This is a genomic window from Bifidobacterium sp. M3-N-101, assembly GCF_023656805.1.
Classification (GTDB): Bacteria; Actinomycetota; Actinomycetes; order Actinomycetales; family Bifidobacteriaceae; genus Bifidobacterium; species Bifidobacterium breve.
Window position 1 is genome coordinate 62,394 of the sequence record NZ_JAMOKQ010000011.1, and the last position, 22,048, is coordinate 84,441.

Here is a 22,048-nt window from a genome sequence, read left to right on the forward strand (position 1 = left end):
TGCGCGGTGTTCCCTTGTGCCGTATTTTTTTAAGGAGCGAAGGGGTCGAAGTCCTGGATACGTAGTGCCGCAACAAAAATGCACACGTTTGCACAATAGGTGGAATGTCGGTTTCGTGTTTGAAAGATATTCGCGTTAGACTGGGCGCAATCCTAACGAAAGCAATACTGAAGGGAAGGACATCAACGATGATTGAAACTGCGCAGGCTTTCGGTGTCGATATCGGTGGCTCCGGCATCAAGGCCGCACCCGTCGATCTGGCCAAGGGCGATTTCGCCGAACCCCGTCTGAAGATTCTCACTCCGGAGGTTTCCACTCCGCAGGCGGTGGCCAAGATAGTCAAGCAGCAGCTCGACCATTTCGAAGTGCCTGAGTCCGCACCTGTGGGCATCGCTTTTCCTGCTCCAATCAAGCCTGGCCAGAAGCTTGACTTCATGGCCAACCTTGATCAGTCCTGGATCGGCGTGGATGTTACCGAGGCGTTCTCCGAAGCTTGCGGCCGTCCGGTTGTCGTGGTGAACGATGCCGATGCCGCTGGCCTTGCCGAGGTCCAGTTCGGTGCCGCCAAGGGGCAGGACGGTCTGGTGATTGCCACTACGTTGGGAACCGGCATCGGTACCGCGTTGATCTACAATGGCGCGCTCATCCCGAACACAGAGCTTGGCCACATCATGCTGAGCCCCAAGCACCTTGACGCCGAGAAGTATGCATCGTCGGCCGTGCGTGAGAACGAGGAGTTGGGCTACAAGAAGTGGGCCAAGCGACTGACCAAGTATTACGGCCTCATGGAGAAGTACTTCAACCCTGACCTATTCACTGTGGGCGGCGGCGTGAGCCGCCAAAGCGACAAGTTCCTTCCCTATGTGGACATCAAGACTCCGATCGTGCCCGCCACGCTGCGTAATCAGGCCGGCATCGTCGGCGCTGCATATTATGCCAGCACCAAGCAGCAGTAATCACAGCTACTGCGCCTGGTAAGCATTGAGCCCCGATCACCGTCTGGTGGTCGGGGCTCAATGCTTGGGGTTCGGTCTGCTTTTGGGAGGAGCGTGGCCGACTCCTGAGATTGCTCGCCTGCTTATGGCGTTGTCTTTACGGTCTACTCCAGTCCGATGGACTTCATGTGGTGCAGCTTCAGGGACTCCACCTTGAGGTTGCCGAACTCGGCCACGAGCTTGATGGCGCGTGGGCCTTCGGAGGCATAGGAGTAGGAGCTTAGGACCTGATGGCCGCCGTTGACGTAGACCTCCACGGAGCCGCGATCCACGAACACGCGCAGGTCCAGCTTGCCGGAGGCCAGTTCGGTGTCGGTCAGTGGGGCGGCGCGGTAGCCGCGATCGCCGTTGGCCATGGCCTGACGATCCACCACCACGCGGCCGATCTGGTCGTCATAAGCCACGTAGGTGTAGGCACCGTCCTCAGTGGCATGAATCTTCAGGCCCGCACGCTCGGCAGTGGAGGCAGCCAAGTCGATGGTCATTTCGATTTCCACGGCCTTGGCGTCATCGGCGATGACCTGCTCCCCATCCATGTCGAGTGTGATCGAACCATGGTCGAGGGTATCCTCGCGCAGGCCTTCCATTTCGGCGACCGGCGCGGTGACCACGTCGCCGTCATCGCCAAGGGTGATCTCGCGCGGCAGGGTGAGCTGGCCACACCAGCCGTCATCCTCCATGGGAATCGGCTGCACGAACGGGCTCATCCAGCCATAGACGATCTGACGGCCGTCCACATTGAAGGACTGCGGGGCGTAGTAGTTGTGGCCGCAATCCCACAGGCGGAACTCGGTTTCCGGCTTGAATTCGCCGCCCGGCTCCCACGTGCCGATCATGTAGCCGGCGTTGTTGACGTTGCGGTTCATGAAGCCGCTGGGCTTGGACCCCATGGCGGAGAAGCCAATGACCCACTTCTCGTTGCCGTCCTTGTCTTTGATGGGGAAGAAGTCGGGGCATTCGAGCATGAACACATCCGGATCCGGGTGCTGGAAGAGCACGCGCTCGTATTCCCAGCGGACCATGTCCTTGGAGGAGAACAGCCACATCTGGCCGCGCTTGTCCGCAGAGGAGACACCGAAGGTCATGTACCAGGTGTCGCCGGTCTTCCAGACCTTCGGGTCGCGGTAGTGATGGTCGACCTTGTCGGTCGGGCAGTCGATGATCATGCCGCGCTTGGTGGCGCTGGTCAGCTCGTCGTTGTCCGGCTCGGCGAGCATCTGCACCTGCCAGTCGCCGCCGGTGTTGTCTTGGCCGTTGGCCCAACGGTGGCCGGTGTAGTAGAACTTGAGTTCGCCGTCGTCGCCGATTACTGCGGAACCGGAGAATACGCCGTCCTTCTCCTCTTCAAGGGTCGGGGCGAACATGATTGGCTCACGTTTCCAATTGAGCATGTCGGTGGAGGAGACGTGTCCCCAGTGCATCGGACCCCACTGGGTGCCGTACGGGTGCAGCTGGTAGAACACGTGCCAGCGGCCCTTATAGAAGCACAGGCCGTTCGGATCGTTGATCCAACCGCCGTTGGATGCGATGTGGAACTTCGGGTACCAGCGGTTGTTGCGTTCGGCGGCCATAGCTGCAACGCCTGCTTCCGCCTGTGCCAGAGCTTCGCTGTGGTTCTTGATTTCGTGGAGGACGGGTGCATCCGGAGTGAAGCCAGTCATCGTTGAATAGCCTTTCTTCATGATTGTTGAATCTTGCGATTGTTGAATTGTTGCTTATTGAGTTTTTAGATAAAAGTTTTAAGAATGCTGCCCGAAACGGAAAAAGGGGAAACGCTTCGGGCAGCACGATTTAGTTGTGTTTTTGCCGATTTTGGCGGTTGCGCTCAGGCGTTTGCTTTAGCTGCGGCTTGGGCCTTGAGCTGCTTATCGGTGTAGAACGGATCACCGCCGACTTCCTGGTCGTCCTTCTTGATCACGAAGAAGCCGTAGATTAGGGCGGCCAGCACGATGCCGGAGATGGTGAAGAAGGTCGGACGGTCGCCCATGGCGTCATGCAGGGCGCCCATCGGGGTGGAGAAGATCACCTGGCCGATTTGGGAAGCGATCTGGAAGCCCACCATGTACAGGGTTGCCGACAGTTTGGTGTCGAAGTGCAGGGTGAAGTAGCGGAATGCCGGTAGGCAGAACAGCGGAACCTCGATGGAGTGGAACAGTTTGACGATGGAGACACTGACCGGATCGTGGAACACGCCGCACAGACCGATACGCAGGAACATCACGGTTGCGCCGAGCAGCAGGGAGTTACGAACGCCGATCTTCTTCATGATAATCGGAACGACGCCCATCATGGCGGACTCGAGGAACACCTGGAAGGAGTTCAGGGTGCCGTAGGTGGCGTTGCCGATTTCGGTGGTCGGGAAGAGGGAAGCGTAGTAGTTAGGGAACATCTGCTGGTCGAACACGGTGTAGAAGGTGTTGGTGAACAGCATGAAGACGATGAGCACCCACAGAGTCGGCATCTTCAGAACGGAGATCATCTCTTTGAAGGATGGGTTGGTTGGAGCCGCGTTCGGATCGGCTTCTTTCTTGAGCTCTTCCTTTTGCTTGGCCGGAACCCAGAAAGCGTAGACGCACAGCATGCCAAGGCCGCAGATGGAGCCGACCCAGAAGTTCAGCAGCGGGTTGATATTGAACAGGAAACCTGCGCACAGTGCCACGATGGCGTAGCCGAAGGAGCCCCAAGCGCGGGACTGGCCGTATTCGAAGCCGAACTTACGGGAGTAGCGTTCGGTGAGCGCTTCGAACAGGGAACAGCCGGCCATGAAGCCTGAGGAGAGCACGATGGAGCCGATGAGCACGCCGATGAAACGGGTGGTGCCGCCGGCAGTCAGCATCGGGGCATACACGAACTGTACGAACGGGCCGACGAGCGCTGCGATGGCGGAGACGAAGATCACGAGCTTGCGCTTGATGCCCAGCTGATCTTGGATGGCACCATAGGCGAACATGATGACCAGGGTTGCCAAGGAGTTAATGGAGTAGATCTGGCCCTGCTCTGCGGAGGTCATGCCCAGACCGTGGGTCGGGTCGGTGAGCCAGCGGGAGAAGAAGGACCACCAGATGCCCCAGGAGCAGAAGAACATGAAGATGCCGAAGGAGCTCTGCAGATAGGAAGGATTCTTCCATGCAGATTTGGTTGCACTTGCCATAATCATCCTTTGATTACTACTTGGTTGGTTATTGGTTATGTGACGCTTCTGCTCGGGCGGCTGTGCCTTTGTAGAAGTTGTTGTGTAGTAATTACTATGCGACGTCAATCGATTTACGTCAATCGATTGACGTCATCGGCGTGTCGTACCCGTTCGAGACGCAAAAAGGCCTCCGTGCTGAACGGAGGCCTTGAGAAATCGCGTGGGCCTCGGTTACTTCACCGAGGCCTTTTCGATCAGCGTGCAGTGGATCTTCGCCGGAATCGGCGCGTCGATCGGCGGCAGGGGAGCGGTGGTCGCTGGCCGTGAGACGTCGTCCATCGAGCGTCCTTCGATAATTGACACCAGCTTGGCCACGGCCCAGTAGCCCATCTCGAAATGCGGCAGTTCCACAGTGGTGAGCATCGGTTCCAGCGTTTCGGCGAACACGCGATGGTTGTCCACGCCGATCACGGAGATGTCCTTGCCGACCGTGAGTCCTCGGCGTGCGGCGCATTCGTACACATACCAGGCGCGGGCATCGTTGAAGCAGAAGAATCCGTCCGGATGCTCGGCGTCGAACAAATCGCTGACTGCGGTCAGTGCCGGCCCGTTATTGAGCACATTGACGACCAGACGATCGTCATAGTCGAGGCAGGCGTCCCTGAGCGCCGCCTGATAGCCTTCCAAACGACCATCCTGCGCAATCATCGGTTCCGAGCAACCCACATAGGCGATACGTGCGCATCCGGCCTTAACCAATCTGGTGGTGGCGTCGTAGCCGATTTGGAACTCGTCCGGTTCCACGCTCGGGATTTTGCCAAGCGAGTCGGTGGCATCCACCAACACCAGTGGCGTCTTGGCCAGCGAAGAAGGCGCATGGGTGATGCGGTTCGACATCTTGGCGTACAGGAAACCGTCGGTGCCGTATCGCTTGAGTGCGGCGATTTCCTCGCTCTCGCTGTTCTCACCGTCGGTGCTCACGGTGATGAGCATATAGCCGAACTGGCTTGCGGCGGTCTGCGCGCCCAGAATCATACCGCCGGCGTACGGGGTGGTGGCCACCTCCTCACTGATGAAACCGAGGATGTGCGTCTTGCCTGTACGCAGCGAACTGGCCAGCGGATTCGACCGGTAGCCGAGCTTGGTGGCGATGGCGCGCACATTGTCCGCAATTTCGGACTTTACGCGCCCCTCGTCGCGTCCGTTGAGCACCAGCGACACCGTAGAGACGGAAACCCCCGCCTTGTTCGCGATTTCCTTCATCGTAGCCATGCGTCAAACGATACACCCTAATTGACGGACTGTCGGGAAAGTATCAGTGTTCTCCACCGACTCCGCCGAGGTTGCGCACCGCACCGATGAATAATGGTATGCCGTCCGGGGTGACGTACGAATACAGGAATGGGCGATCCACCGTGAACTCGATGTTGTCCACCGGCGCGCTAGTGAAGTCTGCGCCGGCTTTGGTGAAGGACATGGCCTTGGCGCCGGCCTCGTTCACCTCGATGCGCGTGCCTTGCAGAATCGAACCGATATACAGATTCTCGCCGTGCGAACCGGCGTCGACCATCTTGGTGAAGTCGGCGTCGCCTGCACTGAACGCATCGGTCACCCCCAGTTTTTCGAATGCCTTGATGGTGGCTTCCGAGTCGAACATGCTGTCGATGGTGAATCGCGGTAGCGTGACGTTCACCGTGGCCGAGTTGACGGAGACGCCCCATCCGGGCATACTGTCCGCGGCGCAACCCATTGCGCCCTCGCCAGGGGATGCCGACGAACACGTGCCGAACGCCCATCCGAGTTTCTCGGCATTGCCGGCCAGCTCGTCGAAATGCCCTTTGGCCGGCAGCACGATGGCCAGATTGCCGCTGTTGTCGAATGGAATCTCCACCCGCTGCCAAGTGTTGTACTCATCATGGCTGTAAGTCATTTGGCTGAAGGTCCGGTGCATCATCGGCACCTGAGCATCTCCGGCTTCGCCGTGGAAGGTGCCGTCGCCGGTGGACTGCTCTTCGAACGGATCCTTCCAGCGGCCATCCGCATAGACGGTGTTGATGATGGACAGGACTTCACGGTCACGCAGCGTGATCTTCGGCTTGAGCGAACCATTCGTATGTTTGGCAATCCAATCGGACATCTTGGCGGCGGCCTGATCGTCGAACGGTAGCGTGGTGACTTCGGCCTCGAACATTTTCTTGACGGTGGATTGGTAATCGCTGGCAAGGGAGTAGTCGTTATCGATCCACAGCGAGTTCGCGGCGCTCATCTCGGATTTCGCCCCCGAATATTGCCCGTTGATCGAACTCAGCAGCGATTGGTAGTCGCTGTCGGCCAGCGAACCGGAGCCCAGCAGCTCATTCAGTTGCGAGCGGGTCGTGCCATTGGCGCCCTGCGCGGCGATGGCCAACGCCATCCACATCGAAGCAGGGGAGTAGTTCACATTGCCGGTGTCTCGGTCGCCGGTTTCCATCGCCAGGAATTCCGGTGCGGTGCGGTAGGCGAAGGCTGCGGTGCTGTCGACTACCGGCTGCGTGGCAGGCGTGGCCTTCGGCTTGAACATATTGCGAACCAGTACGCTGCCATCTCCGGCCGTCCACCATACGCCGCCGGCGACGGCAAGGTCAAGCACTACTGTCACGATGGCGGCGATACAAGCGTTACGGCGTTTGCGTTGTTTGCGCAACCGGTACTGTTCCATCAGTTTCTCGCTCATGGTCAGCCCCTTTGCTTGGATCGGCTCGTGCATCATTGCACGAAGCCCCTGATTCCAGTATATTTTGGTCTCTCTTATTTTGTGCGACGAGCCACAATCCACCGCACGGCCCACACCACGCCGAATCCGAGGAAGCTCGCCACGGCGAACACGATGACGAAATGCAAGACCTGATCCATCGAGCCCCAGGAGAGGTATCGGTCGCCGATCAGCGTGCAGGTACTTCCTATCGGGCACGTGTCTTCATACACCGTGATGAGCGCCATGAGCATCGGCGCAGGTACCAGTGTGCACGCCAACGGGAACAGCAGGCTTTTCCACGGATACGTCAGTGAGGCCGGGCGTAGCGTGTAGATGCCGTTGATGACCAGCAAGGCGGGCGGAATCACAAAATTGATTAGCAACGCGGCGGCCATCGCAGCCATGCCGCCTCGTAAGGTCAGCGCCAATAGCAAGCCGTACATGATTGCCGTCGCCAGCCAGCAGCCGAAGCGAATCGCATCCTGACGAATCCATGTGAGCAGTCGTCCGCTCGCCGTCTGCGGATTCGGATCCACAAACAATTCGCGCAGACCGTAGCGTCCGATTGCATAGCAGATGAACGCAACGGCCGTATAACAGATCAACAGCATGGCCGAGCCGATCAACGAATGAACCAATAGCTGATGGCCGCTTTCAGCGTGCATTAGCTTCCACCACTGAGCCCAGGAACGGTATGGGAACCCCGGCCGTAAGCGAAGATTGGTACAGCCGAATGCCAGCGGTCCGATGATTGCGCTCGCCAATGGGAAAGACAGACTGCCGGATCGTATCGAACCGAGTATCAGGTTGGTGATTCCCAACACCAATGGCCAGTGCAGAACCATACCGGGGAACCATACGAACAGGTTTTTGGCAGCCCTGTCAAGGACCTCGTCGGGCATGAGATACATTGATGAGCTCCACTGCAGCAGCAACAACACCGCTATCAGTACAACCATGCCAATCCAATGCGCGCGGTTCCACGCGAATATTCGTTGCGTCCCGCGCTCGGCGGCGGCATTGCGCATATCGCTCCTGTTGAGCTTGCTGAGTGCTTGTGCACGGTTCATTGCCGTCCTCCTTTACCGCCTTGTCAAGGATTGATGATGATTCCATCGTAAATCGCGCAGGAAATGTGGAATGATAGTTGTCATAGTGACCATGACATGTCAGGACGGAGCAGTTCGGCGTCGGGCACACTGAAGGGGTGAATGTAATGGGAGAAGCGCGCAACCGCAACATACGCATCGGCATTGTGGACAATGACCCGTATGCGCTGAAAGTGTTCGGCGCGCTAATCGAGCGCATGTCCAGCGATTTTGCCGTGATATGGACCTGCGATTTGGGTGCCGTGGCCATCAGCCGATGCCTGAGCCCCACCAAGCGGCCTGACGTGCTGGTTACGGATATGTCTATGGGCGACGTGCCCGGTACCGAAGTCTGTCGTGCGATTCGTACCAAAACACCCGAGGTTGGGCTGGTGGGTGTCACCTCATACGCGCTCGCGTCATTTCACGACGAGGCGGCTCGCTGCGGGGCGCAGGCCTTGGTTGGTAAAACCGATTTGAACGGCATTGCGCTCGCTATTCGCAATGCAGCCCAAGGATTGTCGACCAATGAGCTGGTACTGGGAGATGAGGGGAGCGGTAATTCGCTGTCCTTCATGGATGCCGCAACCGCCTACGCGGTGCTCGAAGATACGTCATACGCGCACTGTGGCGCGCTTTCCGGCAAAGAACGCGACACCCTGCGTATGTATGCGGATGGGTCGACCACCAAGGAAATCGCCGAGCGATTGGGCATCAGCGTGGCCACTGTGGCGACTTTTGAACGCCGCGCACTCGCCAAACTCGGCGCTCGCAGTCGCGCTCATGCCATATCAATCTGCGTGAAACGGCATGAGATTTAAGAGTTGGCATGGGCGGTATGTGCAACGGCATGGATGGTAGGAAAGGAACTGCTATGAAAGCGTTACGACACCGATTGGCCGAGCTGGATAGCGGTGTTCGCAATGCATGGCTGTTGATTGCCATACTGGTTGTTGCCTTGATATGCACGATGGAAACCATGGCGGGCTTGGCTGCTGACAGTGTCTCGGCGGCGGACTGTCTTGCGGAGTTCATATTCGTTGCCATTGTGGGGTGGATGGCGTTTCGTCCGGTCACCGGATGCGTGGCGGTAGCGGTGGCTTGGATAGTGTTGTGCATGAGTCCGATCTGGATGCCGTCGGGTGCAATGCTCGCCGTGTTATTGGCGGTGGGTATTGCCGGATACGCCGATAAGCGATTGGCGCTGGCGGTTGCCGGCATTGCCGTTGTGGTGTGGATGTTGTCGCGTGGTGGCGTGGCCATTCCTTGGCTTGATGGCGGCTCAGACACGATGAGCGGTTCTGCGGATGGCGCGGCGAGTAGTAGTGCCCTAGACGGTAGTGTTGCTGATGGTGGCGCTGCTGATGGTGGCTCTTCATCCAGTGGGTCTGACAGCGCAGGGCAGTCGGGAAGCGACTTCACCGGAAGCGCCTATGAATCGAGCGGTTCTTCTGCCGAGCATCGCACTGGGCAAGTGATTCTTGGTGCGATTGCCCTCTATGGTGTGATGCCAGTGGCCGTGTTGTTTATTGGCTTCATGCTTGGTGGCATGGCGGCGCGATGGAATCATGAACGCAGCTTGGCTCGAGCGGAGTTGGCTCACCGCCGTCAGCAGGAACGCACAGCTCAGGACATTCACGATTACGTATCCAATGATTTGGCATACCTGATTTTGCGATTCGACAAGGATATTGCCGATGGCAAGACCCCTTCTGAAGAAGAATTACGCGAACTGCGTAGCGTGGCTATGGGCGCATTGGATCGCACGCATCAGGTCATTGATGTTATTGAAGGCAGGGGAGAAGCGGCGCACAGTGCAGTGACTCCGCATGATTCGACCGTTGATGCCGCTTCTGGCATTGCATGTGGCATCACAGACGCTGATTGCCCGCTAGCCGAGCAAATTCGTGATGTTGCGAGCAATGGTGACCGCCGATTATCAGAGCTTGGCTTTGAAGGTCAGACGATTATTTCCGGTGCTCATGGCGCAGCCGGTCGGAGTGGCCTGATCGCCGGGCTGCTGGAGGAACTGTACGGCAACATCGCCAAACATGCCGACCCGGAAGCGGGCTATGTAATGACGATTGGCATCGGACTGGACACCGTCCGCATCGCCTGCATCGACACGGCCCGCACGTCATCGGATTCGGATGCGGATGGCAGTGCGGACCTATCCACCGGTACCGGTCTCAACCGTTACCGACAATTACTAGAACAACAAAACGGCGCCCTGCATATCACCACGCAAGACGCCGAATGGACATTATCAGCAGTTATTCCACTGTGAGGAAACCGATCACCCAACCGACTTCTGCGCAGTCTCCGCGCCAAAGAAGCCGACAATCAGCATCGATGCAATAGCAATTGCGCTGATGGCCACAAAGATGGACGTGGCACCAAGCGAGGTAAGCATCCAACCCACCACCATAGGCATCAACACATTGAGCAGCTTGGCCACGGCGTTCGCGAAGCCGACGCAACGGAAGCGAACCTTGGTGGCGAACAGTTCCGGAGCGTACACAGCCACCACGGAAGCCATAAGCACGTACAGGCACATCATGAGCAGGAAGCCAACGATAATTGCGCTCACGGTAGAGGTCTGGAAGGCATACATTAAACCGAACACGCCAGTGAACAGGAAGGCCGGCACAATCGTGCGCTTGCGGCCGATGCGGTCGATAAGCAGAGAGCCAATCAGGCAGCCGACCGGGGCACCGAGCATCATCGCCGTGGAGGTGAGCAGCGAGCTGGACAGGTTAATACCACGCTTGACCAGAATCGTCGGAACCCAAGAAGTGAAGGCGTAGGAGCACACGTTCGTGGCGGCCACAGCAACCACAGCTACAAGCAGGCAGATGCCGAGCGAACGGCCGCCGGCGTTGCGGGTGTCGCTGGTGTCGGCCTTGGCGGCTGCGTCGATCAGTTCGGAGCCGTTGGCCTCAAGCTGCTTGACGATGGCGTCGGCCTCATCGTAACGGCCGTGCACGGCGAGCCAACGCGGGGATTCGGGGATGTCGCGGCGCAGCCACCAGATGATGGCGGCCCCCAGACCGATGGCCACGAACAGCGGACGCCAGGACCAGCGGGGGATGATCCATGCACACAGCAGCATAGCGATCGGCACACCGCAGTTGGCCACGAGCGAGACAATCGCGCACCAGTGGCCACGGCGGTTCATCGGTGCGAACTCGTTGACCATGGCGAAGCCGGTGACGATTTCAGCGCCGAGGCCCAGGCCGGCACCCAGACGGCACAGGGACAGCACGGCCATGTTCGGGGCGAATGCGCCGAGGAAGGTGAAGCCGCCAAACAGCAGCAGGTTGATTTGGTAAGCCACGCGGCGGCCCTTCAGGTCACCGACGAAGCCGGCCAGCAGCGAACCGACCAGCAGACCCAGGAAGCCTGCGGACATAAAGGTGGAATTTTGCGCAACGGTGGACCAGTGTGTGGCCAACGCGCTGGAGGCAACGGCACTGCCAATATATACGTCGATGCTGTCCATCAGCATGCCAGCGGCGACCAGCGCCACGATGCGATGGAACATCGGGGTTTCATGTGCGCGATCCACGCGCGAGATAATATCCTGAACCTTGGCTTGATCCGTCACGGTGGTACGTGCTTGTGCGCTTTCCATAGCCGCGGGATTGCCGGAAATCTGCTGTTCAGCAGCAGTCATATTTGAGCCCTCTTCTTGCAAACCTGCCCGCGTGCAACTGCTCAATGATGTTGCGGCGAGCGAACTCTTGATTGGACTGCGTGTTCCGTTCGCCCTCCCATTGTGTGGGATGAACGACGTTTGCAGTCCAAGTCTTGAATTCCACGTAGCGAGCCAATCGTTGTGAGATAGCTCATTACATGGGGCTTAACTATAGGTTCGATCTTGTGGCACGCCGCGTTGCGGTCACATTGTGAACGATAACAGAGTTTGTAACGCTCCTATATATGCCCCACTTACGCTCTTACCCCGTTGAAAGAAGGCAGAACCGTGATTCCCATGGGGCGGTAAAACACTCATGGGGCGGTATTTGGCCCATGGGGCGGTTAGCGGATTTTGCCTTTCCGCAGAATAGAGCCGTTTTCGCCTACCGCCCCATGAGGGTTTTACCGCCCCATGAGATATTTACCGCCCTATGGGTGAGTTACCGCCCCATGAAACGTGTAATAACAAAGCATGCCCTTGCTGGTGGAAGCGATGCTTTGCTATTTCGCCTGCTTGTCGGCGAGGATCTCATCCACCAGCTTGGGCTTTTCGGTCAGCTGGCCGGTGAAGCCGGGACGGATATCCATGTGCAGCACCAGAGAAGTGCGGTAGCCCTGCTCGGCGAGCTTCTTGGCGGCCTCACCGGCCACCTTGAGCACGTCGTCCAGATTGCCTTCCACGTTGGTGAACAGGGCGTTGGTTTCCTGCGGCAGGGCGGATTCGCGAATCACTTCGACGGCCTGAGCCACGTATGGTGAAACCTCGGAGCCCACGCCATTGGCCGACACCTGGATGGCTGCCACGGTGTTGAGGTACGGTTTGCCGGTTTCCGGGTCGATCGGCACTTCCTGAGTAACGGCATTACGGTCAAGAACCATGATTCTCCTTTTTCAGTAGTGTTAAGCTCCCCTGGCAAGGGGAGCTTAACAACCACACTTATGTCAGCGATACTTCCAGAAATGATCCATCGGGCCGGAGCCGTGGCCGAGATTCAGCTGGATCTTCAGCGCACCGGTCAGATACTTCTTCGCATGCTTGATGGCTTTGGGCAGCGTGTCGCCAAGCGCCAGATACGAGGCGATGGCGGAGCTCAGCGTGCATCCGGTGCCGTGCGTGTTCGGATTATTGATACGCGCGCCATCAAACCAGGTCACGGTTCCATCCGTCTCGGCAAGCACATCGTTGGCATCCTCGGTGCCATGACCACCCTTGACCAGCGCGGCACAGCCGTAACGCTCCACGATGCGGTGGGCGGCGGCCTCCATATCCTCCTGATCGCGAATCAGCGTATCGGTCAGTACTTCGGCTTCGGGAATGTTCGGAGTCACGACCGTAGCCATCGGGAACAGCTTGCCGGTCAAGGCCGCAATGGCATCGTCACTGATGAGCTTGGCACCGGAAGTGGCCACCATAACCGGGTCGAGCACGATGTTCGTGGCGTGATGGAAGGTGAGTCGTTCAGCAATGACGTCGATGATGTCAGTGGCAGACACCATGCCGATTTTCACCGCGACCGGCGGAATATCCTCAAACACCATGTTGATCTGGTCGGCGAGAATGTCCGGTTTGGTGTCCTGAATGGAACGCACGCCGGTGGTGTTCTGTGCGGTGAGCGCGGTGATGGCGCTCATGCCGAACACGCCGCAAGCCAGCATGGTCTTCAGATCGGCCTGCATGCCGGCACCGCCGGACGAGTCGGAGCCGGAGATCGCGAGAACAGCGGGAAGTGTAGATGTTGCAATCTGTGCCATAGTGTTCATTCTAAGTGGGGCCCATGATGTTTTTCGGAGCGGTTTTCCTTGATGTTTTGCCGCTCCTGTGGTGAGATGGGAGGGTTTGCTGATTGCGATTGATTCATGAAATGTTCGGGAGGGGACATGGCTGATAACGATGTACTGCGCCGTGACGGCGTCTTGGTACGCATCACCGGTTTTGACGATGAACGCACCGCATATTTTGGCGTAATGCCTAATGGGCACACCACACAGCTCACATTTCCGCGTCAGGAGGTGTTCGATGTGGGCGACGTGTTGCTCGTCGGCACGGATTTCTATCGTAAAGTGCCGCATGATGTGTGGCCGTTGAAGCCCCGTGTGGGCATCGTGCGCCGTGCGCTCAACGAAGGCGTGGTCCTGGAGACTTCCGACGGCCTCGAACTGCTTGAAGGCGATTACCCGAATTCGATCATGCCCGGCAACACCGTGCAGTTCACCGACCTGTTCGGCATTGAACGAGTGCTGTGGCCCACGGCCATCCGTCCAGGCGAATCCGATCACGATGACGACATCAAGCAGTACCGCATCACGCCGGGCAGCGATCCGTCGCTTACCTTCGATTCGTTCGGCGGTTATGAGCAGGTGATCACGCGCGCCAAGGAGCTTATCGAAACGCAGCTGGGCAACAGTGCGCAGATGCGTGCGATCGGTGCCAAGCCGATCAAGGGCGTGATCTTCACCGGTGCTCCGGGCACCGGCAAAACGCATCTGGCCCGCATCATCGCCAATGTGGCGGACGCGCAGTTCTATCTGGTGTCCGGCCCGACCATCGTGAGCAAGTATGTGGGCGATAGTGAGGAAACGCTGCGCATGATTTTCGCCGCCGCGCAGGCGGACAAGCGCGCCATCATCTTCTTTGATGAGATCGATTCGATTGCGTCCTCGCGCGAGAACGATACCAATGGCGTCGGCAAGCGCTTGGTGGCGCAGTTGCTGACGTTGATGGATGGTTTCGAGTCCAAGGGCAATGTTGTGGTGGTCGCTGCGACCAATCGTATTGAGGACGTGGATCCCGCTTTGTTGCGTCCGGGCCGTTTCGACTGGCAGATTCCTTTCCCGATGCCGTCTGAGCGCGACCGTTTGGGTATTTTGCAGGTGCAGGCCCGTTCGCTGTCAATCGAGGGCGAACTGCCGTTGGCGGATATCGCACAGCGGACCGAAGGCTGGAGCGGCGCCGAAGTGTGCGCCATCTGGACCGAGGCCGCTCTGGTGGCCGCCAAGGACCGCCGCGGCGCGATCCGGGCTGCCGACCTCGTCACCGCCTTCGAGCGAGTCGAGCGTCGTCCCGAATTAAGGCACCACCGGGCATAATAATTGGCTCCCCTCAGAGAGGGGAGCCAGAGAGGTTTACTCCTGGGCGGTGGAGTAGAGCTTGCCGCCTTGGGCGGTGTACTTTTCGCTCATCGCATCCATGCCGGCGAGGATTTCTTCGGGGCTCAGCACGTTGGCGGACACCACGCCGTTATCGACATTGGCCTTGGCCTTAGCCAGTGCCTCGGAGTCGATGCCTGCAGCAGCCTCCTTCACGATCTGCTGCTGAGCGGCCTCGCCACCGAATGCCTTGCGGATGTTCTGGGAGATGGCCATCGAGCAGAACTTCGGGCCGCACATCGAGCAGAAGTGCGCCATCTTGGCCGGCTCGGCGGGCAGGGTGTCATCGTGGAAGGCGATGGCGGTGTCCGGATCGTAGGACAGATTGAACTGGTCGAGCCAACGGAACTCGAAGCGAGCCTTGGAAATCGCATTGTCACGATCCATCGCGTGCGGGTGGTGCTTGGCGATGTCTGCGGCGTGGCAGGCGATCTTGTAGGCGATCACGCCCTGCTTCACATCATCCTTGTTCGGCAGGCCGAGGTGTTCCTTCGGGGTCACGTAGCACAGCATAGCGGTGCCGTAACGACCGATCTCGGTGGCGCCGATGGCGGAGGTGATGTGGTCGTAACCCGGAGCGGTATCGGTGGTCAGCGGTCCGAGGGTGTAGAACGGGGCGTTGTGGCACACGGCCTTCTCCAGCTCGATGTTCATACGCACGGTGTCGAACGGCACGTGGCCCGGGCCCTCGATCATCACCTGCACGTCCTTGGCCCAGGCGCGCTCGGTCAGCTCGCCCAGAGTCATGAGCTCGGAAAGCTGCGCGGCGTCGTTCGCGTCGGCCAGGGAGCCGGGGCGCAGGCCATCGCCCAGAGAGAACGCCACGTCGTACTTGGCGAAGATGTCGCACAGCTCGTCGAAGTGCGTGTACAGGAAGCTCTCCTGGTGGTGGCGCAGGCACCAGTCGGCCATGATGGAGCCACCGCGGGAGACGATGCCGGTCACGCGGTTGGCGGTCAGCGGCACGTAACGCAGCAGCACACCGGCGTGGATGGTCATGTAATCCACACCCTGCTCGCACTGTTCGATCACGGTGTCGCGGAACAGCTCCCAGCTCAGCTTGGAGGCATCATCCTCGACCTTTTCGAGGGCCTGGTACATCGGCACGGTGCCGATCGGCACGGGGGAGTTGCGCAGAATCCACTCACGGGTGGTGTGGATGTCGTTACCGGTGGACAGGTCCATCACGGTATCGGCGCCCCACTTGGTGGCCCACGTCAGCTTCTCCACTTCCTCGTCGATGGAGGAGGTGACGGCCGAGTTGCCCATGTTGGCGTTGAGCTTGGTCAGGAAGGCGGATCCGATAATCATCGGCTCGGCCTCGGGGTGGTTGATGTTGCAGGGCATCACCGCGCGGCCGGCGGCCAGCTCGGAGCGCACGAGCTCCACATCGCAGTTCTCGCGGGTGGCCACGTACTGCATCTCCGGGGTGATGATGCCGTGGCGGGCGTACCACATCTGGGTGATCGGGTGGTCCTTGGCGCGCATCGGCTCATGCTTGCGTCCACGCCATTCCTTGGTGGCGCGGCCGCGCTTGATGGCGCGCTTACCATCATCCTCAAGGTTGCGGCGGCGGCCCTCGTAGTCTTCGATGTCGCCGCGGTCGCGGATCCAGTCGAGACGCAGGGGCTTAAGGCCTTCCTTCGGATCGCACTTGGGCCCTTCGGTGCTGTAATCGTGGAACGGTGGGTTCGGGCCCACACCGGGGGTGTCGGACAGCTTGATTTCGGTGTACGGCACTTCCAGATCGTAGGAGCCGTACTGGTAGGTGAATGGCACGGTCTTGGTCTTACGGATGTGCGCCTTGTCGCGCTGCTCGGAGCCGCGTGCGGCGATGTCCACGCGCTGCTGCTTGGCGAGCTTCTGCGCGTCCTTGGCCTGCTTGGCGTTGGTGAACTTCTTTTCGGTGGCTTCGCTGCCGGCTGCGGCGGTGCCTTCCTGGGCGGCCTGGGGGTCGGCGGCGGGGGCGTGGGCCACAATGCGCGGAGCGTAGCAGTGCTTCTTGTCGCCGCGGACGGCTTTCCAGCCTTCGACCATGGCGCGCGTGGCTTCTTCCGGGTTCTCGGCGCCGGCGATGGCGGAGACCGCGAACCAGCCGGCGGCCTTGGTGCCGGCGAGCATGGCCATGTCGGCTGCGGTCACGCCACCGCCCACGACCACCGGGAATTCGCTGGCGACGCAGATGGTGTTGATCTGGGCGGCGTCCAGCGTCTTTCCGGAGCCGTCGTTGCCGCCTACGGAAGCCTCGGGCTTGGTGGTGGAGACGTGCAGCGGGCCGGCGCCGATGTAGTCGATGCAGCCGTCGGGCAGCTCGTTGATGAGCTGGACGAGGCTTTCGGTTTCGGCGGACAAGCCCACGATGGCCTCGTCGCCGAGCAGGGCGCGGGCTTCGCGCGGCTCCATGTCGGTCTGGCCGATGTGCACGCCGTCCACTTTGATGCCCTTGCGGCGGGCCTGCCACACCACGTCGGCACGGTCGTCGATCACAAAGGCCACGGAATCGGACTTTTCATTGTCCTCGATGATCTGCGCGATGTCGCGGGCCATGTCGGTCAGCTCAGAGGCATCGGCCTCCTTGGCGCGCAGTTGGATGAAGGTTGCGCCGCCGTGCAGAGCCTGATCCACCACGTCGGTCAGCGGACGGCCTTTGCAGTCCTCCGGCCCCACCACGAAGTACGCGGACAGGTCGAAGCTGTCTCGCATGGAGGCGTATGGGTATTCATTACTCATTATTATTCCTACCTTTGTTGTTTCTTGTGGAAGTCTTATTGGGAAAAACTGTTATGAGCTCCCTCATCAGAGGGAACGGAAACTACTGCACCAAAATCTCGGATTCCGCCACCTGTTCGGCGGTCACATTCCACAGCGCGTCAAGGAACGCAACCTGGAACGAGCCCGGCCCGTGCGAAGTCGTATCGGCTATCTCTCCCGCGCGGTTGTACAGCAGAGACGCGGACAGAGCGGCGGTCAACGGATCGGAAACCGCCAGATATGTGGCAGCCACGCCGCCCAGCGAGCAGCCTGCACCGATGATCTTGGTCATCATCGCGCTGCCGCCCGGCAGTCGGTACACGGTTTCACCGTCGGTCACCAGATCGGCGATGCCGGACACAGCCACTGCACAGCGGGTGGAAGCGTCATGGGAGGAATGCTTGGCGTGCTGTTCGGTCAGATACTGTGCCAGCGTCACCGCCGCACCGGTCGCGGACTCCACGTCGTCGATGGATTCCACTCCGGCGGGGCGGTGCTCGGAAGCGTCCCCCACGGTTTCGGTGTCGAGCCCCCACATGTTCGCCAGCGCGATTACCTCGGAGGCGTTCGCGCGAATCATAGTCGGGGGAGCGGCCTTGAAGGCCTGAAGAATGGCGGTGCGGGTGCGGCCGATGCCGGCGGCCACCGGGTCGAGCACCCACGGCTTGTCCAAGTAGTTGAGTCGTTGGGCGATTTCGGGCAGCGCGTCCTTATAGAACGGCAGCAGCGTGCCCACGTTGATGTAGTTCGCGCCCGCGATTTTCGCGGTTTCGATTACGTCGTCCGGCAGAAAGCTCATGGCCGCAGTGCCGCCGGCTGCCAGTTGCGCGTTGGCAACCAGATTTATGGTCACGAAATTGGTGAACGACTGGGCCAATGGAGTCGTCTCGCGCACGCGGCGAACGGCATCGGCGATATTGTCACGGACGGGTGAATCGGCTGGAACCGGAGTCCCGGCGGTACAACCGCTGGACACACCGGTAAACGATGATGCACTATTGCTCATTTACTGCTCCCTACGATGGTCTTAACCAACAGGTTCTAAGGGTCAGGCTCAGGCCTTTCTCAACTCGCGAACCACATGCGAGTTCCCCTGCATTACAGTGCCGACGCTATGCGCCAACATGGACATTATCGTGACGGATTTGTTCGATACGTGTCGTCAGGTCTGGCGCGTCGTGGCGATGCGTGGTAATGGACGCGTTCGGCGCGATGAACGAGTTTGACACGCCAACTTGTTTTCCATAATGGAAAGTAGTACTGTTTTTCATGTTGGAAAGAAGTTCTGCTGTGACGATATTGAATCGAGATGATCACACATGGATGACGAACGGTCGTTCCTGCCGGATTCATCGGCGGAGCAGGCCCTGCGCCTGATTGACGGCGACCGCGCACGGCTGGTCGCGCGCGTGCGGTTCCCGCACTGGTGTTACCTGTCGCTGATGGGCAACGCGATGTTTCTGGACCTGCTGGCGTGGTCGGAGTTCAGCGTACCGCCATCGGTGTTCGGCAGATCGAAGACGGTATGGGCGTGTTCGTTCTTCGCCGCGTTTGCGATCGCGCTGGCTTGGCTGTTCTGCAATGCGTTGCGGGTCCGTCGCGAATGCGGATTGATGGTCAGAGACCGGCATCGTCTGCGTCGCATGACCGGCCGAGCGTGGATGTGCCTGACGGGTGCCACAGCGGTGTGCTGGGGCGGCTGCGCACTGATGATGGCCGCCGGCCTGCAGGGCGTACCGCTGCTGTGGATGCTGCCGGTCGTCGCCGCTTCGGCCGGTGGATTCGCCTATCTGATGCGTCTATTCGAGGACGAGTTGTTGCGAGACATGATCGGAAGGAATCTGCAATGAGTGAGCGGACGATTGAATGGGCGGACGGTGGGAATGACGGAACAAGAGGTGTGGCACCGCATTTCGACGAAGTGATCCACGCGCCGATTCGGCTGCGCATCTGTGGATTGTTGTCCGCCTCCGACTCGGTGCGGTTCGACGTGCTGCGCGACACGCTCGGCATCAGCGACGCGACATGCTCCAAGCATCTGAAAACCCTGGCGGACGCCGGATACGTGGCGATTGCGAAGAAACCGGGGGTGGCGCGGCGGTATCCGATCACTTGGGTGTCGCTCACTGAGCAGGGTCTCGCTGCGTTCAACGCGCATGTCGAGGTGCTCCGGCAGATCGTCGCCGGCGTGATGCCGGACCCTGCTGAGCCGCGCTATGAAAAGGCACGGTGATGGGGATCATGAAAGGGTTGCTGTATAGGGATCTGGGACGGCTGCGGCATGACTGGGTGATGTTGACGTTCGTGGTCATCGGAGGTGCGATGCCGTGGATATCGCTGATCCGTGACGGAATCGAGCGTGCGGATGCCGCCGCTGCGACGGTCGGTCTGGCCGCTGCGTTGGCGTCGATGCTGATGATCGTCGTACCGCCGGTGATATCGGGATTGGTCGGAGGGGATCGCAGCGACGGCGTCCTCGAGACGTTCCGGTTCAGTGGCCGGCCCATGGGGGAGTATGTGGCGGAAAAGCTGCTGTTGGGCACGGTCCCGGTCGCGGGATACACCGTCGTGATCCTGTTGGTCGCGGCGAGGGTGATTGGTGTGACGGATGCGGGACTGATCGCGTTCACGCTGACGGCGACCGTGCTGTTCTGCGTGTTCACCACGCTCGGCGCGCTGCTGACCGGTGGCAATGTCGTGATCGGCATGCTCGTGTCGGTCGTGGTACTGGCCGGGTTGGCCGGTTCGAGATTCGTGCTGACATGGATTCCACTGGCCGCCAAGATGATGGGGTTCGTCGTAGTTGCCGCGGGACTTGTCGCCGTCGCGGTCGCGGTGTTCGACAGTCGGTTCGTCGATACGCGGCGGGAACTATGAGCCGCGTTCTTTGCTCCCCCTTCAGGGGGAGCAAGTGATAGGACCCACAGTATCCCTTGGGAAATAAAGAAGCGTTCATTTTGGGGAAAGGGGCAGATATGCCTGAAAACGGTCAAACTATCATCGCGGTGCGCGATGTCGCGTTCGGATACACGTGCAAGAAGACGGTACTCGAGCATGTGAGCTTCGGCGTGCCGCAAGGACAGTCGCTGGCGATCCTGGGATACAACGGCGTCGGCAAGACCACGTTGTTCAACATCATCGTCGGGCTATTGCGACCAAGATCCGGTGAAGCGGTCATCAACGCAAACCTCGTGCCGAGCATGCAGGACGTGTTCCAGTTGTCCGACGAATCGAACCTCGCTGCGACCATGACCGTGCGTGAGAACATACGGTTCCGTGCCATGCTTATGGACACGGGCCGGAGGAACGGCCGGCAGGCCATCGACCTCGAGCATCTGGAAAACGAAAAGCTCGTGCAGGCATTCGGACTGACCGAGCATCTCGACAAGAAGGTCAAGGAGCTGTCAAGCGGTCTGCGCAAACGCGCCGGACTCGTCGCCGGCATGCTGTTCGAGCCACACGTCATCCTGCTTGACGAGCCGACCAATTCGGTTGACCCGATCACCCGCGACCTCATGATCGACCTGATGGAGCAGCTGAGCGATTCCGGACGCACGATCCTGACCATCACGCACGATCTCGAATACTGCTGGAGTGTGGCCGACAGGGTCGTCATTCTCGACGACAGGCACATCGCCAAGGACATGATGCTTGACGACTTCCAGGACTTCGACGCGTTCAAACAGGCCGCCACACTTGGCCGCACCGCTGACGAATCAGTCGACTTCGGCATTCGGTAGGCATCAGGCAAGGAGGCATATGATGAAGGCATTGTTCTGGCATGACTGGCAGGTGTGCAAAAACCGGGGCATCTTCTGGGCGGTGATGATCGGCAACCTGGTGTTGGCGATCGCCATCACGAGCTATGCGGCCGGCACCGCGCAGTCGAACGGCTTCAGCCCGCAGCAGGTGCACGCCATCACGGCGTCGCTGATGGCGATCTGGGCGCCGCTGTTCGCTTATGAACCGGCGGCCGAGGCTGGCAGCCTCGCACTGGGCAACAGCGGATGGAGTTTTGAGGAGTCCGCGCAACGCTACAGCGAGCGCGCGTTCCGCGAATCGGGACGCCCGATGGCCGAATACCTGCTCTCGCGCATGCTGTTCGCGCTGATTCCGCTGGCGGTGTCGATGATGCTCCTGATCGGCTACCTGCTGGCACTCGGAGGACTCGGCTGGACAGACCTCGTCTCGCTGCCCCTGTTGACCGCCTACGGCTCGGCGGTCGCGGTCAGCTGCTGCATCACCCTGATCGTGATGGCGACCACGAGCACGAACCTGCACAGCCTCGTCGCGATGGTGTACCTGACCTATATACCCATGGGACTGCTGACTGGCGTCAACATCGCCACGATGGCATGGGGCTGGCCGCAATGGTTGCCATTCATCGTGATGCTGGCCGTCGTGGCCGCCTTGTTCGCGATCGCGCGCATCGTGATCGGCCGGCGCTACGTGGAGACGCTACGGGCGGTGTAGGGGACTGTCACACTGTACCATTACACTC

General features: G+C 59.8%; 19 protein-coding genes and 1 riboswitch. Of the genes, 9 read left to right on the forward strand and 10 right to left on the reverse strand.

Annotated features, from left to right (window positions below):
• Positions 1-188 precede the first annotated feature (188 nt).
• Positions 189-956: a polyphosphate--glucose phosphotransferase gene (ppgK, locus tag NBH12_RS09540; protein WP_014483559.1), complete on the forward strand. Its 768-nt coding sequence runs from the start codon at positions 189-191 to the stop codon at positions 954-956.
• A 143-nt stretch (positions 957-1,099) separates the two neighbouring features.
• Here the strand turns inward: ppgK and NBH12_RS09545 are convergent, their stop codons facing one another.
• From NBH12_RS09545 to NBH12_RS09565, 5 genes are all read right to left on the reverse strand, one after another.
• Positions 1,100-2,656: a glycoside hydrolase family 32 protein gene (locus NBH12_RS09545; protein WP_014483560.1), complete on the reverse strand. Its 1,557-nt coding sequence runs from the start codon at positions 2,654-2,656 to the stop codon at positions 1,100-1,102.
• Between the two features lie 164 nt (positions 2,657-2,820).
• Positions 2,821-4,146, reverse strand: a complete 1,326-nt coding sequence (locus tag NBH12_RS09550; RefSeq protein ID WP_012577172.1) for an MFS transporter — start codon at positions 4,144-4,146, stop codon at positions 2,821-2,823.
• A 213-nt stretch (positions 4,147-4,359) separates the two neighbouring features.
• Positions 4,360-5,400 carry a LacI family DNA-binding transcriptional regulator gene (locus tag NBH12_RS09555; RefSeq protein ID WP_014483561.1) on the reverse strand — a complete coding sequence of 347 codons (1,041 nt, stop codon included), beginning with the start codon at positions 5,398-5,400 and terminating at the stop codon, positions 4,360-4,362.
• Positions 5,401-5,443: 43 nt separating this feature from the next.
• Positions 5,444-6,877, reverse strand: coding sequence for a serpin-like protein SerU (serU, locus tag NBH12_RS09560; RefSeq protein WP_014483562.1), 1,434 nt, complete (start codon positions 6,875-6,877; stop codon positions 5,444-5,446).
• 38 nt (positions 6,878-6,915) lie between these two features.
• A complete protein-coding gene (locus NBH12_RS09565) occupies positions 6,916-7,932 on the reverse strand; it encodes a hypothetical protein (RefSeq protein WP_014483563.1) in 1,017 nt (338 codons plus the stop codon).
• A 146-nt stretch (positions 7,933-8,078) separates the two neighbouring features.
• Here NBH12_RS09565 and NBH12_RS09570 point away from each other — a divergent pair, with 146 nt between their 5' ends.
• Together NBH12_RS09570 and serK are read left to right on the forward strand one after the other, a co-directional pair.
• Positions 8,079-8,771, forward strand: a complete 693-nt coding sequence (locus tag NBH12_RS09570) for a response regulator transcription factor (protein WP_052789452.1) — start codon at positions 8,079-8,081, stop codon at positions 8,769-8,771.
• A 53-nt stretch (positions 8,772-8,824) separates the two neighbouring features.
• Positions 8,825-10,237, forward strand: coding sequence for a serpin regulatory histidine kinase SerK (serK, locus tag NBH12_RS09575; protein ID WP_025299938.1), 1,413 nt, complete (start codon positions 8,825-8,827; stop codon positions 10,235-10,237).
• A 9-nt stretch (positions 10,238-10,246) separates the two neighbouring features.
• On the opposite strand, the gene NBH12_RS09580 is transcribed toward serK, so the two are convergent.
• The 3 genes from NBH12_RS09580 to thiD all read right to left on the reverse strand — a co-directional run bounded on the left by NBH12_RS09580 (position 10,247) and on the right by thiD (position 13,401).
• A complete protein-coding gene (locus NBH12_RS09580) occupies positions 10,247-11,626 on the reverse strand; it encodes an MFS transporter (protein ID WP_003830345.1) in 1,380 nt (459 codons plus the stop codon).
• 524 nt (positions 11,627-12,150) lie between these two features.
• Complete coding sequence (locus tag NBH12_RS09585; protein ID WP_003830347.1) at positions 12,151-12,528, reverse strand: thiamine-binding protein; 378 nt, start codon at positions 12,526-12,528, stop codon at positions 12,151-12,153.
• A 63-nt stretch (positions 12,529-12,591) separates the two neighbouring features.
• Positions 12,592-13,401: a bifunctional hydroxymethylpyrimidine kinase/phosphomethylpyrimidine kinase gene (thiD, locus tag NBH12_RS09590; protein WP_054321815.1), complete on the reverse strand. Its 810-nt coding sequence runs from the start codon at positions 13,399-13,401 to the stop codon at positions 12,592-12,594.
• 126 nt (positions 13,402-13,527) lie between these two features.
• Here thiD and NBH12_RS09595 point away from each other — a divergent pair, with 126 nt between their 5' ends.
• Positions 13,528-14,736, forward strand: coding sequence for an ATP-binding protein (locus tag NBH12_RS09595; RefSeq protein WP_032684021.1), 1,209 nt, complete (start codon positions 13,528-13,530; stop codon positions 14,734-14,736).
• 36 nt (positions 14,737-14,772) lie between these two features.
• Here the strand turns inward: NBH12_RS09595 and thiC are convergent, their stop codons facing one another.
• Together thiC and thiM are read right to left on the reverse strand one after the other, a co-directional pair.
• Positions 14,773-17,526 carry a phosphomethylpyrimidine synthase ThiC gene (gene thiC, locus NBH12_RS09600; protein ID WP_250819420.1) on the reverse strand — a complete coding sequence of 918 codons (2,754 nt, stop codon included), beginning with the start codon at positions 17,524-17,526 and terminating at the stop codon, positions 14,773-14,775.
• Between the two features lie 82 nt (positions 17,527-17,608).
• On the reverse strand, positions 17,609-18,553 hold the full coding sequence (gene thiM / locus NBH12_RS09605; protein WP_250819421.1) for a hydroxyethylthiazole kinase: 945 nt from the start codon (positions 18,551-18,553) through the stop codon (positions 17,609-17,611).
• Positions 18,544-18,652: riboswitch (TPP riboswitch) on the reverse strand. It overlaps the preceding gene by 10 nt.
• A gap of 214 nt (positions 18,653-18,866) precedes the next feature.
• On the opposite strand from thiM, the gene NBH12_RS09610 reads away from it, so the two are divergent.
• The 5 genes from NBH12_RS09610 (at position 18,867) to NBH12_RS09630 (ending at position 22,020) form a co-directional block, all read left to right on the forward strand.
• Positions 18,867-19,397 carry a hypothetical protein gene (locus tag NBH12_RS09610; RefSeq protein WP_250819422.1) on the forward strand — a complete coding sequence of 177 codons (531 nt, stop codon included), beginning with the start codon at positions 18,867-18,869 and terminating at the stop codon, positions 19,395-19,397.
• On the forward strand, positions 19,394-19,780 hold the full coding sequence (locus tag NBH12_RS09615; protein WP_015439003.1) for a transcriptional regulator: 387 nt from the start codon (positions 19,394-19,396) through the stop codon (positions 19,778-19,780). Before NBH12_RS09610 ends, NBH12_RS09615 begins: the two co-directional genes overlap by 4 nt.
• Positions 19,780-20,424 (forward strand): hypothetical protein, encoded by a 645-nt coding sequence (locus tag NBH12_RS09620; protein WP_025221910.1) that lies wholly within the window; start codon positions 19,780-19,782, stop codon positions 20,422-20,424. The genes NBH12_RS09615 and NBH12_RS09620 overlap by 1 nt, the downstream gene beginning before the upstream one ends.
• A 98-nt stretch (positions 20,425-20,522) precedes the next feature.
• Entirely contained in the window at positions 20,523-21,287 is a 765-nt protein-coding gene (locus NBH12_RS09625) for an ABC transporter ATP-binding protein (protein ID WP_015439001.1), read from the forward strand.
• Between the two features lie 19 nt (positions 21,288-21,306).
• Entirely contained in the window at positions 21,307-22,020 is a 714-nt protein-coding gene (locus NBH12_RS09630; protein ID WP_015439000.1) for a hypothetical protein, read from the forward strand.
• Positions 22,021-22,048 lie beyond the last annotated feature (28 nt).

Bases quoted from the DNA above. Each gene is read 5' to 3' on its own strand.
- ppgK (WP_014483559.1), top strand. From the start codon at position 189: ATGATTGAAACTGCGCAGGCTTTCGGTGTCGATATCGGTGGCTCCGGC.
- NBH12_RS09545 (WP_014483560.1), bottom strand. From the start codon at position 2,656: ATGACTGGCTTCACTCCGGATGCACCCGTCCTCCACGAAATCAAGAAC.
- NBH12_RS09550 (WP_012577172.1), bottom strand. From the start codon at position 4,146: ATGGCAAGTGCAACCAAATCTGCATGGAAGAATCCTTCCTATCTGCAG.
- NBH12_RS09555 (WP_014483561.1), bottom strand. From the start codon at position 5,400: ATGGCTACGATGAAGGAAATCGCGAACAAGGCGGGGGTTTCCGTCTCT.
- serU (WP_014483562.1), bottom strand. From the start codon at position 6,877: ATGATGCACGAGCCGATCCAAGCAAAGGGGCTGACCATGAGCGAGAAA.
- NBH12_RS09565 (WP_014483563.1), bottom strand. From the start codon at position 7,932: ATGAACCGTGCACAAGCACTCAGCAAGCTCAACAGGAGCGATATGCGC.
- NBH12_RS09570 (WP_052789452.1), top strand. From the start codon at position 8,079: ATGGGAGAAGCGCGCAACCGCAACATACGCATCGGCATTGTGGACAAT.
- serK (WP_025299938.1), top strand. From the start codon at position 8,825: ATGAAAGCGTTACGACACCGATTGGCCGAGCTGGATAGCGGTGTTCGC.
- NBH12_RS09580 (WP_003830345.1), bottom strand. From the start codon at position 11,626: ATGACTGCTGCTGAACAGCAGATTTCCGGCAATCCCGCGGCTATGGAA.
- NBH12_RS09585 (WP_003830347.1), bottom strand. From the start codon at position 12,528: ATGGTTCTTGACCGTAATGCCGTTACTCAGGAAGTGCCGATCGACCCG.
- thiD (WP_054321815.1), bottom strand. From the start codon at position 13,401: ATGGCACAGATTGCAACATCTACACTTCCCGCTGTTCTCGCGATCTCC.
- NBH12_RS09595 (WP_032684021.1), top strand. From the start codon at position 13,528: ATGGCTGATAACGATGTACTGCGCCGTGACGGCGTCTTGGTACGCATC.
- thiC (WP_250819420.1), bottom strand. From the start codon at position 17,526: ATGAGTAATGAATACCCATACGCCTCCATGCGAGACAGCTTCGACCTG.
- thiM (WP_250819421.1), bottom strand. From the start codon at position 18,553: ATGAGCAATAGTGCATCATCGTTTACCGGTGTGTCCAGCGGTTGTACC.
- NBH12_RS09610 (WP_250819422.1), top strand. From the start codon at position 18,867: ATGGATGACGAACGGTCGTTCCTGCCGGATTCATCGGCGGAGCAGGCC.
- NBH12_RS09615 (WP_015439003.1), top strand. From the start codon at position 19,394: ATGAGTGAGCGGACGATTGAATGGGCGGACGGTGGGAATGACGGAACA.
- NBH12_RS09620 (WP_025221910.1), top strand. From the start codon at position 19,780: ATGGGGATCATGAAAGGGTTGCTGTATAGGGATCTGGGACGGCTGCGG.
- NBH12_RS09625 (WP_015439001.1), top strand. From the start codon at position 20,523: ATGCCTGAAAACGGTCAAACTATCATCGCGGTGCGCGATGTCGCGTTC.
- NBH12_RS09630 (WP_015439000.1), top strand. From the start codon at position 21,307: ATGATGAAGGCATTGTTCTGGCATGACTGGCAGGTGTGCAAAAACCGG.